Here is a 20784-nt window from a genome sequence, read left to right on the forward strand (position 1 = left end):
ACCCACCCCACCCCCTCGGCGAAAGCCCGCTAAGCCCCCGCCCCCGCCCCTCCTCACACCTCCGCCCGCACCTCGTCCACGTGCCGCACGAAATCCGCAACTGCCGTACGGACGTCCTGCGGTGTCCAGTCCAGGGCGGGCGCGGCGATCGTGACCTCGGTCAGGGCCACTCCCGGCGGTTCGGTCAGGCCCCGTTCGAACCAGCCGCGGAACAGCGCCGTCCTGCTCTCCTCCGCCTGCCGTATGACGGCCTCGTCCAGGACCTCCGACGGGTACGGCAGCCACACCTGGAACTGATGGGTGTGCGGCACCTCCGGGTTGACCCTGAACCAGGGCACGCCGGCCGCCATCAGGCCCTCGCGCAGCGCCTGCGCGACCACCTTGGCGTGGGCGACGTACTCCGGCAGCCGGGGGAGTTCGCGGTCCAGGCCCGCCAGGGCGGCCAGTGCGGCGGGCCACTGCTGGAACAGCTGGCCGCCGTAGCGGTGGCGCCAGGCGCGTGCCTCTGCGACGAAGTCCTCGGAGCCGGCGAGCGCGGCGCCCGATATGCCGTCCAGCGACTTGTAGTAGGAGACGTAGACGCTGTCCGCGAGCGCGGCGATCTCGGGGAGGGTACGGCCGAGGTGCGGGCCGCACTCCCACAGCCGGGCGCCGTCGAAGTGCACCACCGCGTCCCGCTCCCGTGCGGCCGCCACCACCGCGGTCAGCTCGTCCCATTCCGGCAGGACGAAACCGGCGTCGCGCAGCGGGAGTTCGAGGGCCAGGGTTCCGAACGGCTCCTGCAGGCCGTAGATCTCCTCGGCGGTCGGCAGCCGGGGCGCGCGGGTCGGATGGACCATCCGCAACCCGCTGACCACCGCGTACGCGTCCCGTTCGTGCATCTCTAGGTGGGAGAGCGGATGGCCGGCGACCGTCGCATTGCCCGTACGCCCCGCCCAGCAGCGCAGTGCCACCTGCTGCGCCATCGTGCCGGTCGGGAAGAAGGCGGCGGCCTCCGTGCCGAGCGCCTCGGCGGTGCGGCGTTCCAGCGCGCCGACGATGCCGTCGTCGTTGGCGTAGACATCGGTCAGCTTGTCCAGGTCGTACGCGGTGGGGGCGTCGGCCACCAGGCGGTCCAGCCGCTCGCGGACCGTCTCGGGCCGCGGGGCCGGCGCGAGCGACCGCTCCACCCGGCGCAGCGCGGCGATCCGCCGCGCATCCCGGGAGCCGTCGCTCCCGGCCGCCGTGCTCGCGCCGTGGTCGTGCTGCTCCCCCTCGCTGCCGTCCCCCGCGGATGCCGGGCCGTCGGCAACGCCCTGGGCGATGCCTTCACCGACGCCCGCTTCGGCACCCTCATGGTCACCCGCGCCGGCACCCTCACCGTCGCCCGCGCCGATGCCCATGTCGCTCTCCTTCATGATTCCCCTCATCCCCCTCGTCCCCCTGGTCCTGCGTGAGCCTGAGCCTGCCTTCGGCCTGCGCCCACCCCCACTCGCGTGCCGTTTCGCCTGTGCGGTGGGTTGCCGTCGGGACCGATCATGACGCAGCCGCGCACAGCCCGCGAGCCCTGTGGAAAACTCTGTGGAAAACTCTGCTGGGGGATCTGGACAACTCTGGTGAGAGATCCCCGTCTCACCCTCCGTACAGCTCTGAAGTCCCCCGGAAACACTCGCGTAGCATGGCGAGGAATCGTCCGGTACCCCCTGAGGACTGGAACGGAAGGCCATCGCCACGTGAACGCACATCCGCCCACCGAGGCCCAGGACCGCCCCGCCCGGCTGACCGTCGGGGTCGTCGGCGCCGGCCGGGTCGGCCCCGCACTGGCCGCGTCCCTGCAGCTCGCCGGGCATCGCCCGGTCGCCGTCTCGGGGGTCTCCGACGCCTCCGTCCGGCGGGCCGCCGAGCTGCTGCCGGACGTCCCGCTGGTCACCCCGGCCGAGGTGCTCGCCCGTGCCGAGCTGGTCCTGCTGACCGTCCCCGACGACGCCCTCGCGGGCCTGGTGAGCGGCCTCGCGGAGACCGGCGCCGTACGGCCGGGGCAGCTGCTGGTGCACACCTCCGGGCGCTTCGGAACGGCGGTGCTGGACCCGGCCACCCGGGCCGGGGCGCTGCCGCTCGCGTTGCACCCCGCGATGACGTTCACCGGCACCTCCGTGGACGTCCAGCGGCTGGCGGGCTGCTCGTTCGGGGTGACCGCGCCCGAGGAGCTCCGGATGGCCGCGGAGGCGCTGGTCATCGAGATGGGCGGGGAGCCCGAATGGATCGCGGAATCAGATCGTCCGCTCTACCACGCGGCGCTGGCCATCGGCGCGAACCACCTGGTCACCCTGGTTGCCCAGTCGCTGGAGCTGCTGCGTGACGTGGGCGTGCAGGCACCGGACCGGATGCTGGGCCCGCTGCTCGGCGCCGCCCTCGACAACGCGCTGCGGTCCGGCGACGCCGCACTGACCGGCCCGGTGGCGCGCGGTGACGCGGGCACCGTCGCCGCCCACGTCGCCGAACTGCGCCGGCACGCCCCCCAGAACGTCGCCGGATACCTCGCGATGGCCCGGGCGACCGCGGACCGGGCGCTGGCCCACGGGCTGCTGAAGCCGGAGCTGGCCGAGGACCTCCTCGGCGTGCTCGCCGGTTCCGCCCCCGACTCCTCGACCGCCCCCGACTCCCCATCCGGCCCCGGCCCGAACGGCCCGGGACCGGACAGCCCCGGCCAGGACGGCCTCGGCGAAGACGGCCCCGACCAGGACGGCCGCGGTCCCGATGCCTTCGGTAACGGCCCCGAGGGAGACGAGCGATGACCCTCCTCCACACCGCCGCCGCGCTCCGTGACCTGCCCCGCCGTAGTGGCACGCGGGCCGTCGTCATGACCATGGGGGCGCTGCACGAGGGCCATGCGACCCTCGTCCGCGCCGCCCGCCGCCGGGCCGGAGCGCAGGGCCAGGTCGTCGTCACGGTCTTCGTCAATCCCCTGCAGTTCGGGGCCGGCGAGGACCTGGACCGCTACCCGCGCACCCTGGACGCGGACGTCGAACTGGCCCTGGCGGCCGGCGCGGACGCCGTCTTCGCGCCGTCCGTCGACGAGGTCTATCCGGGCGGCGAACCGCAGGTCCGGATCACCGCCGGGCCCATGGGGACGCGCCTGGAGGGGGCCAGCCGGCCCGGTCACTTCGACGGCGTGCTGACCGTCGTCGCCAAGCTGCTCCACCTGACCGCGCCCGACCTCGCGTTCTTCGGGCAGAAGGACGCCCAGCAGCTCGCCGTGATCACCCGCATGGCCGCCGACCTCAACTTCCCCGTCGAGATCATCGGCGTCCCCACGGTGCGCGAGGACGACGGTCTCGCCCTCTCCAGCCGCAACCGCTATCTGTCCGCCCCGGAGCGGCGCACCGCGCTGGCGCTGTCCGCGGCCCTGTTCGCGGCCCGCGACCGGCTCACCGCCGAGGAGGCGCTGCGCGCCCGGGCCGCCTGCACGGCCCACGCCGCCCAGGACCGTTCGGCGGCGCTGGCCGCCCTCGGGGAGGACCGGGCGGCCGCCGACGCGCACGCCGTCGCGTACGCCGCCGCGGCCCCCCGGCACGCGCCGTCCGTCGCGCGCGCCGCCGCCCGCGCCGTCCTGGAGGACGCCGCACGGCTCGACCCGCCCCTGGTGCTCGACTACCTGGCGCTGGTCGACCCGTCCGACTTCACGGAGATCTCCGACGCGTACGTGGGGGAGGCGATCCTGGCGGTGGCCGCCAAGGTCGGCACCACGCGCCTCATCGACAACCTCCGCCTCACCTTCGGCGCGGAGTCGCCGGCCTCCGGCGCCGCTTCCGGATACCGCGACGACGCGACGCCCGTGCACCAGGAAGCCGCGTCCGCCGCCCGCGAGCGGTCCGCCCCCGCGACCGCCGCACCATCCACCCCATCCCCCGGCCCCCTCGGAGCGACCCGATGACCGCGCCCGCCACCGGAACAGCCACCGGCCCCGTACCCGGCACCGGCATACGCCTCAAGGCCCCCGCCCCCGGCTGGGCCATCGAGGCCGACGTCGTCGTCGTGGGCTCCGGTGTGGCCGGGCTGACCGCCGCCCTGCGTTGCGCCGCGGCCGGCCGGCGGACCGTCGTGGTCACCAAGGCCCGTCTCGACGACGGCTCCACCCGTTGGGCGCAGGGCGGTATCGCCGCGGCCATGGGGGAGGGCGACACCCCCGAGCAGCACCTGGACGACACCCTCGTCGCGGGCGCCGGACTCTGCGACGAGGCGGCCGTACGCCTCCTGGTGACCGAGGGCCCGGACGCCGTCCACCGGCTGATCGCGGCCGGCGCCCGCTTCGACACCACCCCGGGCGGCGACGAGATAGCGCTCGCCCGTGAGGGCGGCCACCACCGGCGCCGGATAGCGCACGCCGGCGGCGACGCCACCGGAGCGGAGATCTCCCGCGCCCTGGTCGAGGCGGTCCGCGCCGCCGGACTGCGCACCATCGAGAACGCCCTCGTCCTGGACCTCCTCACGGACGAGGCCGGCCGTACCTCCGGCGTCACCCTGCACGTCATGGGGGAGGGCCAGCACGACGGCGTGGGAGCCGTGCACGCCCCGGCCGTGGTCCTCGCCACCGGGGGCATGGGGCAGGTCTTCTCCGCCACCACCAATCCGGCCGTGTCCACCGGCGACGGCGTCGCCCTCGCGCTGCGCGCCGGTGCCGAGGTGTCCGACCTCGAATTCGTGCAGTTCCACCCCACCGTCCTGTATCTGGGCCCGGAAGCGGAGGGCCAGCAGCCGCTGATCTCCGAGGCGGTACGGGGCGAGGGCGCGCATCTCGTCGACGCCGACGGCGTCCGCTTCATGGTCGGCCAGCACGAGCTCGCCGAACTGGCGCCGCGGGACATCGTCGCCAAGGCGATCCTGCGCCGGTCGCTCGAACAGGGCGTCGAGCACATGTACTTGGACGGCCGGCACTTCGGCGCCCCGATGTGGGAGAGCCGTTTCCCGACCATCCTGGCCGCCTGCCGCAGCCACGGCATCGACCCGGTCACCGAGCCGATACCGGTCGCCCCGGCGGCGCACTACGCCTCCGGCGGCGTCCGCACCGACCTGCACGGCCGCACCACGGTGCCCGGCCTCTACGCCTGCGGTGAGGTGGCCTGCACGGGCGTCCACGGAGCCAACCGGCTCGCCTCCAACTCCCTTCTGGAGGGCCTGGTCTTCGCCGAGCGGATCGCCGCCGACATCGCCGCAGGCGGCTTCGCGCCGCGCCCCGCGGACGGCCCCGCCCCGGTGGCCGGCGGGGCGCCGGCCGCGCCCCGGACGACCCTCCCGCTGCTGGCGCCCGAGACGCGCACAGTCGTCCAGCGGATCATGACCGCCGGCGCCGGCGTGCTGCGCAGCGCCGAGAGCCTCGCCCGCGCCGCCGCCGAACTCGACCGGGTCCACCGGGAGGCCACCGAGGCGGCCGCCCAGGAGGCCGGCGCCCCGGAGGCCGCGCAGAAGGCCCCCGAGCCCGGTGTGGAGGCCTGGGAGGCCACCAACCTGCTGTGCGTCGCCCGGGTGCTGGTCGCCGCCGCCCGGCGCCGCGAGGAGACCCGCGGCTGCCATTGGCGCGAGGACCACCCCGACCGCGACGATGCCTCCTGGCGCCGGCACTTCCGCATCACCCTGGACGCGGACCGCGCGCTGACCATCCGTACGACCGAGGACGCCGGCTTCCCGCCGGCCCTCCCGTAGCCCGCCGGGCCGCCCGCCCGAAGACCCCCACCGACCACCCCATCCCGAAGACGGAGCCCATCCCGTGAGCAGCACCCCCGACGACCTCCCCCTCCTCCAGATCGGCGGGCCCAGCGGCGGCACCCCCACCGGTGGCTGCGGCGACGCCTGCGGCTGTGGTGGCGGTGACGACGCCTCGTACGAGCTCGACCCGCTGACCTGCGGGCTCGACCCCGATCTGGCCGCGCTCCTGGTGGCCGCCGGGCTCGACCCCGTACAGGTCGAGGACCTCGCGCACCTCGCCATCGAGGAGGACCTCGACCAGGGCGTGGACGTCACGACCGTGGCCACCGTCCCCGAGGACGCCGTCGCCACCGGCGACTTCACCGCCCGCGAGGCCGGCACGGTCGCCGGTCTGCGGATCGCCGAGGCGGTGCTGTCCATCGTGTGCACCGACGAGTTCGCGGTCGAGCGGCACGTCGAGGACGGCGACCGGGTCGAGGCCGGCACCAAGCTGCTGAGCGTCACCACCCGCACCCGCGACCTGCTCACCGCCGAGCGCAGCGCGCTCAACATCCTGGGCCGGCTGTCCGGCATCGCGACCACCACCCGCGCCTGGGCGGACGTCCTGGAGGGGACGAAGACCAAGGTCCGCGACACCCGGAAGACGACGCCGGGACTGCGCGCCCTGGAGAAGTTCGCGGTGCGCTGCGGCGGCGGCGTCAACCACCGGATGTCGCTGTCGGACGCCGCGCTGATCAAGGACAACCACGTCGTCGCGGCGGGCGGGGTGGCCGAGGCGTTCACCGCCGTACGGACCGAGTTCCCCGGTGTGCCGATCGAGGTGGAGGTCGACCGGATCGACCAGATCCCGCCGATCCTCGCCGAGGGCGCCGACCTGATCCTGCTGGACAACTTCACCCCGGAGCAGACCAAGGAGGCCGTCGAGCTGGTCGCGGGCCGCGCGATGCTGGAGTCCTCCGGCCGGCTCACCCTCGCCAACGCCCGCTCCTACGCCGAGACCGGCGTCGACTACCTGGCGGTGGGCGCGCTCACGCACTCCTCGCCGGTCCTCGACATCGGCCTGGACCTGCGCGAGGAGGACGGCGGCCGCGAGGACGACGGCGAGGAGGCCGGCTCCCGGGACGCCGAGCCGCGTGAGGACCGCTGACCGCCATGCTGCTGACCATTGACGTGGGCAACACCCACACCGTCCTCGGGCTCTTCGACGGTGAGGAGATCGTCGAGCACTGGCGGATCTCCACCGACGCCCGCCGCACCGCCGACGAACTCGCCGTGCTGCTGCAGGGCCTGATGGGCATGCACCCGCTGCTCGGCGACGACCTGGGCGACGGCATCGAGGGCATCGCCATCTGCTCCACGGTGCCCTCGGTCCTCCACGAGCTGCGCGAGGTCACCCGCCGCTACTACGGCGACGTGCCCGCCGTCCTGGTCGAGCCGGGCGTCAAGACGGGCGTGCCGATCCTCATGGACAACCCCAAGGAGGTCGGCGCCGACCGCATCATCAACGCCCTGGCCGCGGTGGAGCTCTACGGCGGCCCCGCGGTGGTCGTCGACTTCGGCACGGCCACCACGTTCGACGCGGTCAGCGCGCGCGGCGAATACGTCGGCGGGGTCATCGCGCCGGGCATCGAGATCTCCGTGGACGCGCTGGGCGTCAAGGGCGCCCAGCTCCGCAAGATCGAACTGGCCCGGCCGCGCAGCGTGATCGGCAAGAACACCGTCGAGGCGATGCAGTCCGGCATCCTCTACGGCTTCGCCGGCCAGGTCGACGGCGTGGTCCACCGGATGGCGCGGGAGCTGGCCGACGACCCCGACGAGGTGACCGTGATCGCCACCGGCGGCCTCGCGCCCATGGTCCTCGGCGAATCCTCGGTGATCGACGCGCACGAGCCCTGGCTCACCCTCATCGGGCTGCGCCTGGTCTACGAGCGGAACGTCGCCCGGTCCTAGGAGCCGGTGGCCCGGGTGGCGGCCGCCCGTGCCCGCCGTACCGGTTCTGTCGGGTTCTGCCGCGCCACCATTCACGAATTAAGCCGGTTTTGTCGGAATCGGTCGTAAAGTCGCCACATGCCAATGCCAAACGGAACCCGCGGCGGCATGGCGTTCAGCGCCGATGAGTTGCGTGTGCTCCGTCGCGCCCTCGCCCATGCCCTGACGACGACGTCCTCCGCCGCCCCGCCCGGCACTCCCGGGCCGGAGCGCGACCGGGACATCCAGGAATACCTCCGGCTGGCCGAGGCGGTCGACGAGGCGGTCCGCGAAGGCGGCCGGCTGCGCACCTTCCTGCTGGCCGACCTCGCCCGCTACCGCGACGCCCTGCCCGGCTCGGCCGCCGGCTACCTCGGGCAGCTGAAGGAGGCGCTGGCCGCCGGGCACGTGCCCGGCCCCGACGACCTCGCCGCACTGCGCGCGCTGCGCACCCGCTGCGCCGGCGGGGCCGAACACGCGCGCCGCAGCGCCCTGCTGCGCCACTGCGAGCAACTGGCCGAACAATCCGTACGGGTGCGGCTCCGCGCGCTGCCTGGCGGCCGCTCAGGGGCCCGCAACGGCCGGGACCAGGAACCCGCGCGGGAGCCCGAACCCAAGCGGCCCGCGCAGCCGCAGCGCGAGCCGCGGCCGAAGGCCCCCCGCCCGGACCGCCCCATCCCCACCCCCGGCGAGGTCTTCCCGCCCCGCCGCAAGCCCGCCCCGCCCCCGGAGAGCCGCACCGCCTGAGTGCTGCGTACCCTGGTGCGTACCCGCGGCGGCTTACGCCCTATAAGGAGGCCATACGCCATGGATTACGTCGCAGCCCTGCTCCCGCCCGTCGTGATGGCGGTGGCCTTCACCTGCCTGATCGTGACGATGATCAAGAGCCAGGGCGGTGCGAACAAGTCCAAGGAGGACGCCGCCGTGGACGCGGCGCTGGCCCGGGCCGAGTCCCCGGGGCAGAAGCCCACCGCGCACGGCGCCTGATCCGCCGGCCGCCGCACCGGCGGCCCGCACGCACCCACGGCCCGGGACCGAGCGTCCCGGGCCGCCTCCTTTTCCGGCTTTCCCTCCTCCAAACGCAACGAGATCAACGGGCATTCTGGACATCTCCCACTATTGTTCTTGTGTGCCGAGACGCTTGGGTGATCTGGAAGACGCGGTGATGACGCGGGTCTGGGAGTGGAACCGCCCGGTCACCGTTCGAGAAGTCCTGGAAGATCTCCAGAAGGAACGGTCGATCGCCTACACCACGGTCATGACCGTATTGGACAACCTCCATCAGAAGGGCTGGGTACGCCGCGAAGCAGAAGGCCGCGCCTATCGATATGAGGCGGTCTCCACTCGCGCCGCCTACGCCGCCGCACTGATGAACGAAGCGTGGTCCGCCAGCGACAACCCCGCCGCCGCACTTGTGGCCTTCTTCGGCATGATGTCGCCGGAACAACGGCAGGCTCTGCGCGATGCCGTACGGATGGTGCAGGTCGACGAGCCGGCGGAAGACCCGGAAGAGCGGGAAGGCACCGAAGGTCCACAAGAGGCCGCCGGACAAGGCGAACGGACGGAACAGGCCGGGCCCGTGGAAGAAGACCGGACGCCCGCGCCACCGGAAGCGGCCGGCGAAGGCGGATCCGGCGAAGGGGATGAACCCGGGGCGAACGCCGACGGCAAGGGGCGATAGCGTCCCGGCATGCCCGCGCATTCAAAAGGCCTCACCGTCCGCCGCGCCAGGACCGGCGATGTCCCCGCCGTACGCCGTCTCATCGACGCCTACTCCCGCGACGGGATCCTGCTCGACAAAGCCACCGTCACGCTTTACGAGGACATCCAGGAGTTCTGGGTCGCCGAGCGCGACGAAGACGCCGAGGTCGTCGGCTGCGGCGCACTCCACGTGATGTGGGAAGACCTGGCGGAGGTACGCACCCTGGCCGTGGACCCGCAGCTCAAGGGGGCCGGCGTGGGTCATCAGGTGCTGGAGAAGCTGCTGGCCACCGCGCGCTGGCTCGGAGTGCGGCGCATTTTCTGTCTCACCTTCGAAGTCGACTTCTTCGGCAAGCACGGCTTCGTCGAGATCGGCGAGGCCCCGGTAGACGGTGATGTCTACAGCGAGCTGCTGCGTTCCTATGACGAGGGCGTTGCCGAGTTCCTCGGCCTCGAACGAGTGAAGCCCAACACCCTGGGTAACAGCCGGATGCTTCTGCACCTGTGATGAGTGTTCTATGTCCGAATCGCTCCCCTATCTCATGGCTACGGAAGCATGCGTTCCCCGGTCTGCGGGCAAGTGAACCCTACCCAAGGGTTTGTGTTTTTCCCGGAAAAGCGGTTTGCTTTCCGTCGTAATCCGCATTCGATGAAAGGGAAACCGGTGGCACAGAAGGTTCAGGTTCTTCTTGTCGACGACCTCGACGGCGGCGAGGCCCACGAGACCGTGACGTTCGCGCTCGACGGTAAGGCCTACGAGATCGACCTCTCCGACAGCAACGCCGAGAAGCTGCGTGAGTCGCTCGCGGACTTCGTGAAGGCCGGCCGTCGTACCGGTGGACGTTCCGGCGGTCGCGGCAAGGCGCGTGCGGCGGCTTCCGCCGGCAGCCAGGACACCGCGAAGATCCGCGCTTGGGCGAAGGAGAACGGCTACAACGTCAATGACCGCGGCCGTGTCCCCGCCGACATTCGCGAGGCATTCGAGAAGGCCAACGCCTGATCTCCGCACACGCGGTCCGATTGGGCATTACGAGCACGCAACAACCGGGCACGGTGGCACTCCGTCGCCGCCGCGCTCACGAGCCGTACGAGGTCGGGGACGCCTCCACCGTCCCCGATTCCTGCCCCGAACCCCGTGGCGGGCAGGGAATTCTCCGCCTCGTGCCCGGTCCGGGGAGGTCGCACCCATACCGCGGCCTCCCACGAACCGAATGCAGCAGGCGATGAGGGGCCGAAGGGGAACGCCGGCGCGGGCATCCGGCCGCCGGCCCCCCGCGCCGTGAGATCCCCGGCCAGCGGGCCCCACTCCAGCCATTCCAGGATTCCCGGGAGTTCCTCGGCACCGCCCGGCGCGACGAGAACGAGCAATTTCGGCCGGTTACCCGGAGGGTTCGCGTCGCCTCCCGGCCGCAGCAGCGCCACCGGGCCCAGTAGCGGCCACCGCCGCAGCACCGCGCTCCCGGCGTCGGCCGGCATCTCCAGCACGTCGAAACGCACCCCGGTCAGCAGCTCCAGCGGCTCCGTGGGCGCCGTCGGCCACCCCATGCCGTCCTCGTACCGGTGACGGACGGCGGCGAGCGGACCGAGGGGACCCGGCGGACCGGAGGCATCGTGCGGGCTGTGCGGGCTGCGGAGGCGCGGGAGCACGCGGGGCATGCCCGGTGCAACTGCCCCCGACCACGGAAGTTACGGTGGGTGTGGCCATGCATACGGAACGTGCTCGCGTAAAGGGTGTGGCGGGGCTTTCGGCAGCGCGTGGATGTTCGCCCGTAGCGGATGGAAGCGGCTCGCGCCGCATGGAGTGTCAGAGGCAGCGGGTAAGACAGTCTCAGTGGGAAGAGACGGTGTGACCGGCGCACGAAGCGCCTCGGCCCGGCTTTCGGCGGGATGCGGGCGGCGTGTCGGGGAAGGGCGCGTTCGCCACGGGCGTAGTGGCGGAGGGCGTATATGCCTGGCCTGCGGGAACATCGTCTCGCACCATCGAGTTGGAGCAGATGTCAGCTGTTCGGCAGTAAATTTCCCCGCCGGTGCGGGGGTGATCCGGACGGGTGTCGGCAGTTGGAATGAGCTGTCCCGCCCCGCGGGACTAGCATGCGGAAGGACAGGGAGGGGACCGACCCCTAACTGCCTGACCGCTCTGAGGAGCGATTAACGATGTTCGAGAGGTTCACCGACCGCGCGCGGCGGGTTGTCGTCCTGGCTCAGGAAGAAGCCCGGATGCTCAACCACAACTACATCGGCACCGAGCACATCCTCCTGGGCCTGATCCACGAGGGTGAAGGTGTCGCCGCAAAGGCCCTGGAGAGCCTCGGCATTTCGCTTGAGGCGGTCCGTCAGCAGGTGGAGGAGATCATCGGTCAGGGCCAGCAGGCCCCGTCCGGGCACATTCCCTTCACCCCCCGTGCCAAGAAGGTCCTGGAGCTGTCGCTCCGCGAGGCCCTCCAGCTCGGCCACAACTACATCGGCACCGAGCACATCCTGCTCGGCCTGATCCGCGAGGGCGAGGGCGTCGCCGCCCAGGTCCTCGTGAAGCTGGGCGCCGATCTCAACCGGGTGCGGCAGCAGGTCATCCAGCTGCTCTCCGGCTACCAGGGCAAGGAAGCCGCCACGGCCGGCGGCCCCGCCGAGGGCACGCCCTCGACCTCCCTCGTCCTGGACCAGTTCGGCCGCAACCTCACGCAGGCCGCTCGCGAGACCAAGCTCGACCCGGTCATCGGGCGCGAGAAGGAAATCGAGCGCGTCATGCAGGTGCTGTCGCGCCGTACGAAGAACAACCCGGTCCTCATCGGCGAGCCCGGCGTCGGCAAGACGGCGGTCGTCGAGGGCCTGGCCCAGGCCATCGTCAAGGGCGAGGTGCCCGAGACCCTCAAGGACAAGCACCTCTACACCCTCGACCTCGGTGCCCTGGTCGCCGGCTCCCGCTACCGCGGTGACTTCGAGGAGCGCCTGAAGAAGGTCCTCAAGGAGATCCGCACCCGCGGCGACATCATCCTGTTCATCGACGAGCTCCACACCCTCGTGGGTGCGGGCGCCGCCGAGGGCGCGATCGACGCCGCCAGCATCCTCAAGCCCATGCTGGCCCGGGGCGAGCTGCAGACCATCGGTGCCACCACGCTCGACGAGTACCGCAAGCACCTGGAGAAGGACGCGGCCCTGGAGCGCCGCTTCCAGCCCATCCAGGTCGCGGAGCCGTCGCTGCCGCACACGATCGAGATCCTCAAGGGCCTGCGGGACCGCTACGAGGCGCACCACCGCGTGTCCATCACGGACTCCGCGCTGGTCGCCGCGGCCACCCTGGCCGACCGCTACATCTCCGACCGCTTCCTGCCGGACAAGGCGATCGACCTGATCGACGAGGCCGGCTCCCGGATGCGGATCCGCCGGATGACCGCGCCGCCGGACCTGCGCGAGTTCGACGAGAAGATCGCCGACGTGCGCCGGGAGAAGGAGTCCGCGATCGACTCGCAGGACTTCGAGATGGCCGCGGGCCTGCGCGACAAGGAGAAGCAGCTCCTGTCCGCGAAGGCGAAGCGGGAGAAGGAGTGGAAGGCCGGCGACATGGACGTCGTCGCCGAGGTGGACGAGGAGCTGATCGCCGAGGTCCTGGCGACGGCCACCGGCATCCCGGTCTTCAAGCTCACCGAGGAGGAGTCCTCGCGTCTGCTGCGCATGGAGGACGAGCTCCACAAGCGCGTCATCGGCCAGAAGGACGCCATCAAGGCGCTCTCCCAGGCCATCCGGCGCACCCGTGCCGGCCTGAAGGACCCCAAGCGTCCCGGTGGCTCGTTCATCTTCGCCGGCCCGTCCGGTGTCGGTAAGACCGAGCTGTCCAAGACGCTGGCGGAGTTCCTGTTCGGCGACGAGGACGCGCTGATCTCCCTCGACATGTCGGAGTTCAGCGAGAAGCACACGGTCTCCCGGCTGTTCGGCTCGCCCCCCGGCTACGTCGGCTACGAAGAGGGCGGTCAGCTCACCGAGAAGGTGCGCCGCAAGCCGTTCTCCGTGGTCCTCTTCGACGAGGTCGAGAAGGCCCACCCGGACATCTTCAACTCGCTGCTGCAGATCCTGGAGGACGGTCGCCTGACCGACTCCCAGGGCCGGGTCGTGGACTTCAAGAACACCGTCATCATCATGACGACGAACCTCGGCACCCGGGACATCTCCAAGGGCTTCAACCTCGGCTTCGCGGCCCAGGGCGACACCAAGTCCAGCTACGAGCGGATGAAGAACAAGGTCAACGAAGAGCTCAAGCAGCACTTCCGCCCCGAGTTCCTCAACCGTGTGGACGACACCGTCGTCTTCCACCAGCTCACCGAGGACGACATCATCCAGATCGTCGACCTCATGATCGCCAAGGTGGACGAGCGGCTGAAGGACCGCGACATGGGCATCGAGCTCAGCGGCACCGCGAAGTCGCTGCTGGCCAAGCGCGGGTACGACCCGGTGCTCGGCGCCCGTCCGCTGCGCCGCACGATCCAGCGCGAGATCGAGGACGCCCTCTCGGAGAAGATCCTCTTCAGCGAGCTGCGTCCGGGCCACATCGTGGTCGTCGACACCGAGGGCGAGGGTGACAGTGCCAAGTTCACCTTCCGCGGCGAGGAGAAGTCCGCCCTGCCGGACGCCCCGCCGATCGAGTCCGCGACCGGCGGTTCGGGTCCCAACCTGAGCAAGGACGCCTGAGCGGAAACGCCTCACCGCGCCACGCGGCCATAGCGCCCCAACCGAATAAAACGGAGCAGGTGCACCGGAACTGCCCGGAATCGTACGAAACGATTCCGGGCAGTTCCGTTTCCGTTTGCGGATACGTGCGGATACGGGTGCTCGGTATACGGCGGATACGCACGATGCAGTAGATACGGATGAGACACCCGACGCCGCGGAGGCCAATCTTCCGGCGCGCTTCCCGCGGCACTTCCGCACACTTCCGGGATGCTTCCGCGCGCTTCCGGAACCATTAGCTCCGGTGATTACCGCCGCACCACCCGAATTCCGTCCGGAACCCCCTGCACCGGCGGAATACGGTGGCCGATCCGCAGCGTGTCCAGATTCGGAAAGGCGGACAGCCACTCCATCGAAACGCCGAGGTCGTACGCGAGCCACAGCCGGGTCAGGCCCTCGGCCGGCGCGATGCCCTCGACCAGCTGGTCCGGGGTGAAGTACCCCGCGATCCGCAGGTGCGGACGGCCGCCCAGCCGGCGCAGCGCCTGCAGTTCCTCCGGACCGGACACCGGGAAATACAGCTCGGCCGGATCGAGGTGGGCGATGATCTCGCGGGCGTAGCGGGCCGTGTCGTAGCGCCGCCACGCCCCGGCGAGCTGCGCCCGGATGTCGTGGTGCGCCCGGTCGCGCAGCCCCGTCAGATAGTCGATCGCCATGTCGTCCGCGATCGACGTGGCGGTGATCGCCAGAAGCACCGCCTCCGGGTCCGGGGCCTGGGTGGGGTCCGGCAGCATCTCCAGCACGATCGGCCCGATCCAGCCCAGCGCCCGGGCCGCCGACGGCGTACCGGGACGCACCATGTCCCGGGTGAAGCGCTGCACCCGCGCCCGGACCGCCGGATCCAGCTCGGCGGCGTGCTCCAGACAGGCCGCCGCCAGCAGCTTGCGGTGCCGGGCCTCCGCGGCCCGCACGCCCGCATGCGGGGCCAGCAGCCCGTCCAGCAGAGCCGCGCACTCGTCCGGCCGGGCCAGCGCCACCGCCATCCGGATGACGTCCTCCCACGCGTCGTGGTGCGCGTGCTCCAGCAGCAGCGGGAAATCGTGCCGCTGTACCACCGCCCGCGCGGACAGGTAGTCCTGGAACGTGCGGTGCACGAAGTCGACGGTGCCGGGCGTCGGCTCCCGCAGCAGCCCGGTCCGGTTGAGCAGATGCCGGAACACCTCCTCCGGCCCGCCCTGCCGGGCGGCGTCCGGAACGGCCGGCAGATGCTCCGCCAGCGTCGCGACCGCCGTCGCCCGGTCCATCTCCGAACGGCCGTGGATCAGCATCCAGTGGGCCAGCTTCTGCAGCAGCTGGATCTTCGGCTGCCGGGTCAGCTCCACCCCGTCGGGCGCCCCCATCGCCCGCTCCCGGTCACGCCGCTCCAGCAGCATCGACAGCGCCGCGTCGTAGAGCTCCTTGCGGCCGTGCGGCAGATAGCCGCGCCGGTCGCGGTGGAGGGCGCACAGCAGCCCGCACATCAGCGGATTGGTCGCCAGCCGCCCCAGATCGCGGGTGATCCGCACCGCGTTCAGCAGCGTCCGCTCGTAGCCGGCGAGCCGGTCGAGGTCGGTCGGGCGCTGCTGGGCCGCGGCCCGGTGCCAGCGCTGGATGAACGCGGCGACGTCCTCCCGGCTCATCGGCGCCAGCGCCACCTCCCCGAAGCCCTCGTCGGCCAGCCAGTTGCCGGGCACCGCGGACGGCCGGGAGGTGACGATCCAGACGTTGTCCGGGTAGCGGCCGGTCCACTCGCCGAGCTTGCGGCGCAGCTGCTCCCGCTCGTCCTCCGGCGCCTCGTCGACCCCGTCGACCAGAAGCAGCGCCCGCCCCTCCGCCAGCACCCGCTCCGTCCAGCCGGCCGGCGCCCGGCCCGCGTCCGGATAGCCGACCGCGTCCAGGAACGTCTCCGGGGCGGGCAGCCCCGCACGGGCGAAACGGCGCACCGGCAGCAGGAACGGCACCCGGCCGCGCAGCTCCGCCAGCGCGTCCGGCAGCTCGTCGCGGGCCGTGGCGACGGTCAGCCACTGCAGCAGCGTCGTCTTGCCGGACCCGGCCACCCCGCGCACCAGCACCCGCCCGCGCCCGGCCAGCGCCCGCTCCGCGGGCAGCGGCGGATCGTCCTCCGGGGACCCCGGCTCGCACTGCAGCCCCAGATAGGCGGCGTCCAGCGGCCAGCTGTCCGGGGAGTGCGCGAGGTCGATGCCGTAGATGGTGAGGTGGTTGTGCAGGGCGGCGGTGCGCCGCGCGTACTCCTCCTCGAAGGCGTCCTCGTCGACGGCGTCCTCCCCGGAGGCGGAGCCGGTGCCGGTGCCGGGGCCGTTGGGGGTGGCGGATTCTCCGGGGGCGCGTTCCGGTGGTGCGGCGGCCGCGGCGTCCGGCCCGTGGATCAGCTCGGCGAGCGTACGGGTCTGCTCGGCGAGGGTGTGCGCCACGTACGGCGACCGCCGGGTGAGGAAGTACAGGACGTGCCGGGCCACCACGTCCACCAGCAGCCCGTACAGCCGCGCACGGTCCCCTGCGAGCGGGCGCGCGGCCCCGGGCACCCGCGCGCACAGCCGGCGGGCGAACTCCGCGGGCAGCAGCCGCGCCGCGTCGACGTCGTCCATCCCGGTCTCGGCGAGCGCCCGCAGCGTACGGGCCAGCGCGGCGGCCAGGTCCGGGTCCCCGGCCCCCGTCGCCCGCGCGACGAGGGACGCGGCGAGCTCGTCCAGGTCGGACGCGCTCAACTCCGGCTTCTCGCCCGTGAACGACACCAGCAGCGCGATCGGAACGGGCCGGCCGACCAGCTCGGTGACCGGCCCGTCGGTGCGGAACAGCTTGCGGACGAGGGGATCGACGGTGTGCGGGGCGAGACGTGCGGCGAGGCTCGTGGGATCCATGGACTTCCCGTAACTGCGGTACCGGGCAGGGACGTTGAGCGCCTGTACCCGTCCCAGCCTATGTGCGGGGGCGGGGGTGGAGGGTGAGTTCGACGCCGGGCGGGAGGTCGGGGGCGGGGTCGGGGCGGAGGTTGTAGAGGCCGACTTCGCGGAGCTCGGACAGCCCGGTCAAGGGGGGAAGGGGGATCGGGGCGTCGATCGAACCGTATACGTTGAGGCTGGTCAGGCAGGGAAAGGCCGGAAGCAGAGTCTCCAGCAGCACGCTCAGCCGGGCAGCGGACAGCCGGGCCGGATTGACCAGGTCGAGGGTGGTGACCTGGGGGAGCCGGACGCCCGGCGGAAGGTCCAGCGACCACACCTCGTCGGACGCCAGGCCCACGGACAGCCAGCGCAGTTCCGGCAGTGCGGCCAACTCGGCCCACTGCTCCTCGCCGAATCCGTCCGTGAGCCGGGGGAGAGACAGGGTGCGCAGGCTGGGCCGGGAAGCCAGACCCACGAACTCGTTTCCGAGGGGCTGGCCAAGCCCCAGAAAAGTCAGCGAATCACCCGTGGGCAGCGCCGCGATACCGTCCGGCAGCCGGGTGTAGAGGTTCAGGTCGGTGAGGCCGGTCAGCGCGTCGAGACCGGGCGGGGTCGGCAGATCCTGATCCGGCGGCCCGGACAGGTTCAGCGTGCGGAGGCCGAGGTCCGCGAGTGGGACGAGGCTTTCGACCGAGGGGCACCCCCACAGCGACAGAAACTCCAGGTTCGGGAACTCGCGGAGGAAGCCGAGGTCGGTGATCTCCGGGTTCTCCGTGATCGTCAGACTTCTGAGCGGCTCGTGGACCAGCTCGTCGAGGAGCTCGCGAGCGGTGTACGAGCCGCTCACCACGATGCGTTGCCGGCCTCCGAGCGCCTTGAGCAGGCGCAGCTCCTCGGTGGACTCGGCGGTGATCGTCACCCTCTCGTCGAGGTGTCGCAGGACCTCCCGGGCATAGCGCTCGGTATCGAACGTCCGCCAGGACGCGGCGAGTTGCACCCCGACGCGGGCCGAGGCATGGGAACGGAACCGCTTGATCACCTCCAGCCCCGCATCCGACCCGACCAGCGCCGCCGTCGCCACCACCTCCTGCGCCTCGTCGTCCTCCAAGCCGTCCGGTCCGGGCAGCAGCTCCACGACCAGCGGCCCCACCGAGGACAGCAGCCGTGACTCCTCCCGGCTCCGCGGCGGCAGGATCGCCCGCGCCCGTGCGTTCACCTCCTCCCGTACGGCCGGGTCGAGTTCCGTCGCGTGCTCCAGGCAGGCCAGGGCGAGCAGGTGGATCCGCAGCCCGGTCAGGGGGTCGGCGGCGCAGTCGCCGCGGGTGAGCAACTCCCTTAGGAGTTCGGCCCGTTCGCGCGGGCGGGCGTGCGCCACCGCCAACCGGATCACGTCCTCCCACTGGACGTCGTCCGCATGCGCCACCAGCAGCCCGATGTCACCGTCCTCGACGGCCGCCTTGGCACCCAGGTAGTCCTGGAACGTGCGGTGGACGAACTGCACCGAACCGGCCACCGGTTCGCGCAGCAGTCCGCTGCGCAGCAGCAGATGGCGCAGCACGGCCGCCGCGTCCCCCTGCCGGGCGGCCGCCGGTACCGCCGGCAGCGCCTCGCCGACGGTCCGCTCGGCCCGTTCCCGGTCCAGCTCCGTCCGGCCGTTGCGGATCAGCCAGTACGCCAGCCGCTGCAGCAGCTGGATCTGCGGCTCGTCGTTCAGCTCGATGCCCGTGGGGGCGGTCATGTCGCGCTCGCGGTCGCGGCGGGAGAGCAGCATGACCAGCGCCGCGTCGTACAGCTCCTTGCGGCCGGTGGGCAGATAGCCGCGCCGGTCGCGGTGCAGGGCGCAGATCAGCCCGCACATGAGGGGGTTGGTGGCGAGCCGGGCGAGGTCCTGCTTGGTGTGGACGGCGGCCAGCAGCGACTGCTCGTACGCGTCGAGGCGGGCGGGGTCCTCGGCGTCGCGGCGGGCCGCGTCGTGCCAGCGGCCGATGAACGCGGTGACCTCGGCGCGGCGCAGCGGCGCCAGCGTCAGCTCGTCGAAGCCGTCGGGGGCGAGCCAGTCGTCGCGCACCGCGGAGGGCCGGGTGGTGACCAGCCACAGGTTGTCCGGGAACGCGTCGAGCAGATCGCGCAGCCAGTGCCGGGCCTGTGCGCGCTCGCGGTCCGGGATCTCGTCCAGCCCGTCGACGAGGAGCAGGCCCCGCCCGGAGGCCAGCACCCGGTCGGTCCAGCCGTCGGGCCGGGCGCCGGACAGCGGGCAGCCGACGGCCGCCAGGAAGCGGTCCGGGGTGGGCAGCGGCGCGCCGTCGCGGGTGAGGGTGCGCAGCGGCAGGACGAACGGGATCCGGCCGTAGAGGTGGGGGAGCGGCGTCTCGCCGGGGGCCTTGGTGCAGGAGACGGCCAGCCACTGCACGAGGGTGCTCTTGCCGGAGCCGGCCACGCCGCGCAGCAGCACCCGGTCGCGGCCGGCCAGGGCCTGGTCGGCGGGGAGCGGGGCCGGGGCGCCGGCCGGGTGGGCGCCGTCCTCCTCCCACGGGCCGGGGGTCTCCGGTCCGCGTCCGGCGGCCGGTGTCGCCGCGAGGCTCATGTACGCGGCGTCGAGCGGCCAGCGGTCCGGGGAGTGGGTCAGGTCGATGCCGTAGATGGTGAGTCGGCTGTGTTTGCGCGCCACGTAGGTGAGATAGCTGCGCTCGAAGGCGAGGTCCGCGGCCCGCGGGGAGGGGTGCCGTTCGAGGAACGCGTCCATGGTGGCGATCAGGCCGTCCAGGCTGCGGCTCTGCTGGACGAGGGTGCGGGCGACGAAGGCCGACCGCTGGCTGAAGAAGTGCACGATGTGCAGGCAGGCGGTGTCGAGCAGGGCGCGGTGCAGCAGCTCGGCGTCCCGGGACAGGTCGCGGGCGGCGACCGGGGCCGCGGTCAGCAGGCGGTCGGCGAGGGCTCCGGCGCCGAGCCGGACGGCCTGTACGTCGTCCATGTCGAGGTCGCCGAGGGCGTGCAGGGTGGCGGCCAGCGCGTCGGCCACCGCGCGTTCCTCGTCCTCGGGGACCGGGCGTTCGCCGGGGCCGCGGTTGCGTAACGCCCGCCGCACCAGTTCCGCGGCGAGTGTGTGCAGGTCCTTGCGGGTGAGGGTGCGCTGCTCGCCGGTGAAGGACACCAGGGCGGAGATCCGTACGGGGGCCGGGACGAGGCCGGCGCCCGGCCCCTCCTTGACGAAGAGCTTCCGGACGAGCGGTGCGACCGCGCCGGACGCGAGTCGTATGCCCACTGCTGACGGGTCCATCGTGCGCGCCGCCCCCCCCGTGGCCGGTGGTCCGTGACCGGTGACGTGGCCGTCACGCAGCCGGTGATGTCGTGGGGCCAGGCTAGCCGGGACGGTGTGGCGGCGGTCACGGAATTCGCGATCCCGCGCGCCCGGACAATCCCTTCGCAATAACCGGATGGGCGCCCGCGAGTAATGCGGGTCACAGCTCTCCGGTAATCCAGGTCACATTGACCGGGTAACCCAGGTCACAAAGGAACCGGTCCGGTGGTGACATGGCGCACAGCCGGTTTCGGGCCTACTAGCGGAATTAGAAGAAAGGGCGGGCGGCGGGGCGGGGGTTTTCGGGGGCTGAGGCGGGGCGTGGTGGGGGCGGGGGCCGGAGCGGCACCTCCACCTGGGCAATGTACGGGTAAAAGGCCTGATCAGCAGCCATTTCATGGGCAGTCCAGCTGTCCGGTATGCGGTGATTCATGCCGGTCATGCAAAGGTCCAGGCGGAATGCAAGAGGTTCTTTCCCGACGGCTTTCGTACGGGCCCGCTTAGTAGCGGAGGGTCTTGGCCAGGCGGCCCCGACCG

Annotated in this window: 15 protein-coding genes; 11 read left to right on the plus strand and 4 right to left on the minus strand. The window is 72.2% G+C overall.

Annotated elements, in window-relative coordinates; translation table 11 throughout:
• Positions 1-53 precede the first annotated feature (53 nt).
• Positions 54-1397 carry a threonine aldolase family protein gene (locus tag V2J85_RS34580; RefSeq protein ID WP_330823758.1) on the minus strand — a complete coding sequence of 448 codons (1344 nt, stop codon included), beginning with the start codon at positions 1395-1397 and terminating at the stop codon, positions 54-56.
• A gap of 315 nt (positions 1398-1712) precedes the next feature.
• Here V2J85_RS34580 and V2J85_RS34585 point away from each other — a divergent pair, with 315 nt between their 5' ends.
• From V2J85_RS34585 to V2J85_RS34630, 10 genes are all read left to right on the plus strand, one after another.
• On the plus strand, positions 1713-2774 hold the full coding sequence (locus tag V2J85_RS34585) for a Rossmann-like and DUF2520 domain-containing protein (protein WP_330823759.1): 1062 nt from the start codon (positions 1713-1715) through the stop codon (positions 2772-2774).
• On the plus strand, positions 2771-3913 hold the full coding sequence (gene panC / locus V2J85_RS34590; protein ID WP_261956378.1) for a pantoate--beta-alanine ligase: 1143 nt from the start codon (positions 2771-2773) through the stop codon (positions 3911-3913). The genes V2J85_RS34585 and panC overlap by 4 nt, the downstream gene beginning before the upstream one ends.
• A complete protein-coding gene (locus V2J85_RS34595; protein WP_330823760.1) occupies positions 3910-5679 on the plus strand; it encodes an L-aspartate oxidase in 1770 nt (589 codons plus the stop codon). The genes panC and V2J85_RS34595 overlap by 4 nt, the downstream gene beginning before the upstream one ends.
• Before the next feature lie 64 nt (positions 5680-5743).
• Positions 5744-6829 carry a carboxylating nicotinate-nucleotide diphosphorylase gene (gene nadC / locus V2J85_RS34600; protein WP_261956376.1) on the plus strand — a complete coding sequence of 362 codons (1086 nt, stop codon included), beginning with the start codon at positions 5744-5746 and terminating at the stop codon, positions 6827-6829.
• Positions 6830-6834: 5 nt separating this feature from the next.
• A complete protein-coding gene (locus V2J85_RS34605; RefSeq protein WP_030416769.1) occupies positions 6835-7632 on the plus strand; it encodes a type III pantothenate kinase in 798 nt (265 codons plus the stop codon).
• A gap of 147 nt (positions 7633-7779) precedes the next feature.
• Positions 7780-8397 carry a hypothetical protein gene (locus V2J85_RS34610; RefSeq protein ID WP_261957502.1) on the plus strand — a complete coding sequence of 206 codons (618 nt, stop codon included), beginning with the start codon at positions 7780-7782 and terminating at the stop codon, positions 8395-8397.
• A gap of 60 nt (positions 8398-8457) precedes the next feature.
• Entirely contained in the window at positions 8458-8637 is a 180-nt protein-coding gene (locus tag V2J85_RS34615; RefSeq protein ID WP_261956375.1) for a hypothetical protein, read from the plus strand.
• Between the two features lie 178 nt (positions 8638-8815).
• Positions 8816-9331, plus strand: coding sequence for a BlaI/MecI/CopY family transcriptional regulator (locus tag V2J85_RS34620; protein WP_410011367.1), 516 nt, complete (start codon positions 8816-8818; stop codon positions 9329-9331).
• 9 nt (positions 9332-9340) lie between these two features.
• Positions 9341-9859, plus strand: a complete 519-nt coding sequence (locus V2J85_RS34625) for an amino-acid N-acetyltransferase (protein ID WP_030801698.1) — start codon at positions 9341-9343, stop codon at positions 9857-9859.
• Positions 9860-10015: 156 nt separating this feature from the next.
• Complete coding sequence (locus V2J85_RS34630; RefSeq protein ID WP_030416764.1) at positions 10016-10351, plus strand: histone-like nucleoid-structuring protein Lsr2; 336 nt, start codon at positions 10016-10018, stop codon at positions 10349-10351.
• Here V2J85_RS34630 and V2J85_RS34635 read toward each other — a convergent pair.
• Positions 10282-11007 (minus strand): SCO3374 family protein, encoded by a 726-nt coding sequence (locus V2J85_RS34635; RefSeq protein WP_261956373.1) that lies wholly within the window; start codon positions 11005-11007, stop codon positions 10282-10284. The genes V2J85_RS34630 and V2J85_RS34635 overlap by 70 nt on opposite strands.
• A 498-nt stretch (positions 11008-11505) precedes the next feature.
• Between V2J85_RS34635 and V2J85_RS34640 the strand changes: the two genes are divergently transcribed.
• A complete protein-coding gene (locus V2J85_RS34640) occupies positions 11506-14031 on the plus strand; it encodes an ATP-dependent Clp protease ATP-binding subunit (protein WP_030416763.1) in 2526 nt (841 codons plus the stop codon).
• 287 nt (positions 14032-14318) lie between these two features.
• Here the strand turns inward: V2J85_RS34640 and V2J85_RS34645 are convergent, their stop codons facing one another.
• Together V2J85_RS34645 and V2J85_RS34650 are read right to left on the minus strand one after the other, a co-directional pair.
• Complete coding sequence (locus V2J85_RS34645) at positions 14319-16928, minus strand: NACHT domain-containing protein (protein ID WP_330823761.1); 2610 nt, start codon at positions 16926-16928, stop codon at positions 14319-14321.
• Between the two features lie 58 nt (positions 16929-16986).
• The gene (locus tag V2J85_RS34650; RefSeq protein ID WP_330823762.1) at positions 16987-20211 is read right to left on the minus strand and encodes an NACHT domain-containing protein; all 3225 of its coding nucleotides are present in this window, start codon (positions 20209-20211) and stop codon (positions 16987-16989) included.
• Positions 20212-20784: the final 573 nt, after the last annotated feature.

Origin of the sequence: Streptomyces bugieae (assembly GCF_036352915.1) — a bacterium.
In the GTDB taxonomy this organism is placed as follows: Bacteria; Actinomycetota; Actinomycetes; order Streptomycetales; family Streptomycetaceae; genus Streptomyces; species Streptomyces endophytica.

What these genes read in the sequence shown, in the direction of transcription:
- V2J85_RS34580 (WP_330823758.1), bottom strand. Translation starts at nt 1,397, where the DNA reads ATGAAGGAGAGCGACATGGGCATCGGCGCGGGCGACGGTGAGGGTGCC.
- panC (WP_261956378.1), top strand. Translation starts at nt 2,771, where the DNA reads ATGACCCTCCTCCACACCGCCGCCGCGCTCCGTGACCTGCCCCGCCGT.
- V2J85_RS34595 (WP_330823760.1), top strand. Translation starts at nt 3,910, where the DNA reads ATGACCGCGCCCGCCACCGGAACAGCCACCGGCCCCGTACCCGGCACC.
- V2J85_RS34605 (WP_030416769.1), top strand. Translation starts at nt 6,835, where the DNA reads ATGCTGCTGACCATTGACGTGGGCAACACCCACACCGTCCTCGGGCTC.
- V2J85_RS34610 (WP_261957502.1), top strand. Translation starts at nt 7,780, where the DNA reads ATGGCGTTCAGCGCCGATGAGTTGCGTGTGCTCCGTCGCGCCCTCGCC.
- V2J85_RS34615 (WP_261956375.1), top strand. Translation starts at nt 8,458, where the DNA reads ATGGATTACGTCGCAGCCCTGCTCCCGCCCGTCGTGATGGCGGTGGCC.
- V2J85_RS34620 (WP_410011367.1), top strand. Translation starts at nt 8,816, where the DNA reads ATGACGCGGGTCTGGGAGTGGAACCGCCCGGTCACCGTTCGAGAAGTC.
- V2J85_RS34625 (WP_030801698.1), top strand. Translation starts at nt 9,341, where the DNA reads ATGCCCGCGCATTCAAAAGGCCTCACCGTCCGCCGCGCCAGGACCGGC.
- V2J85_RS34635 (WP_261956373.1), bottom strand. Translation starts at nt 11,007, where the DNA reads ATGCCCCGCGTGCTCCCGCGCCTCCGCAGCCCGCACAGCCCGCACGAT.
- V2J85_RS34640 (WP_030416763.1), top strand. Translation starts at nt 11,506, where the DNA reads ATGTTCGAGAGGTTCACCGACCGCGCGCGGCGGGTTGTCGTCCTGGCT.
- V2J85_RS34645 (WP_330823761.1), bottom strand. Translation starts at nt 16,928, where the DNA reads ATGGATCCCACGAGCCTCGCCGCACGTCTCGCCCCGCACACCGTCGAT.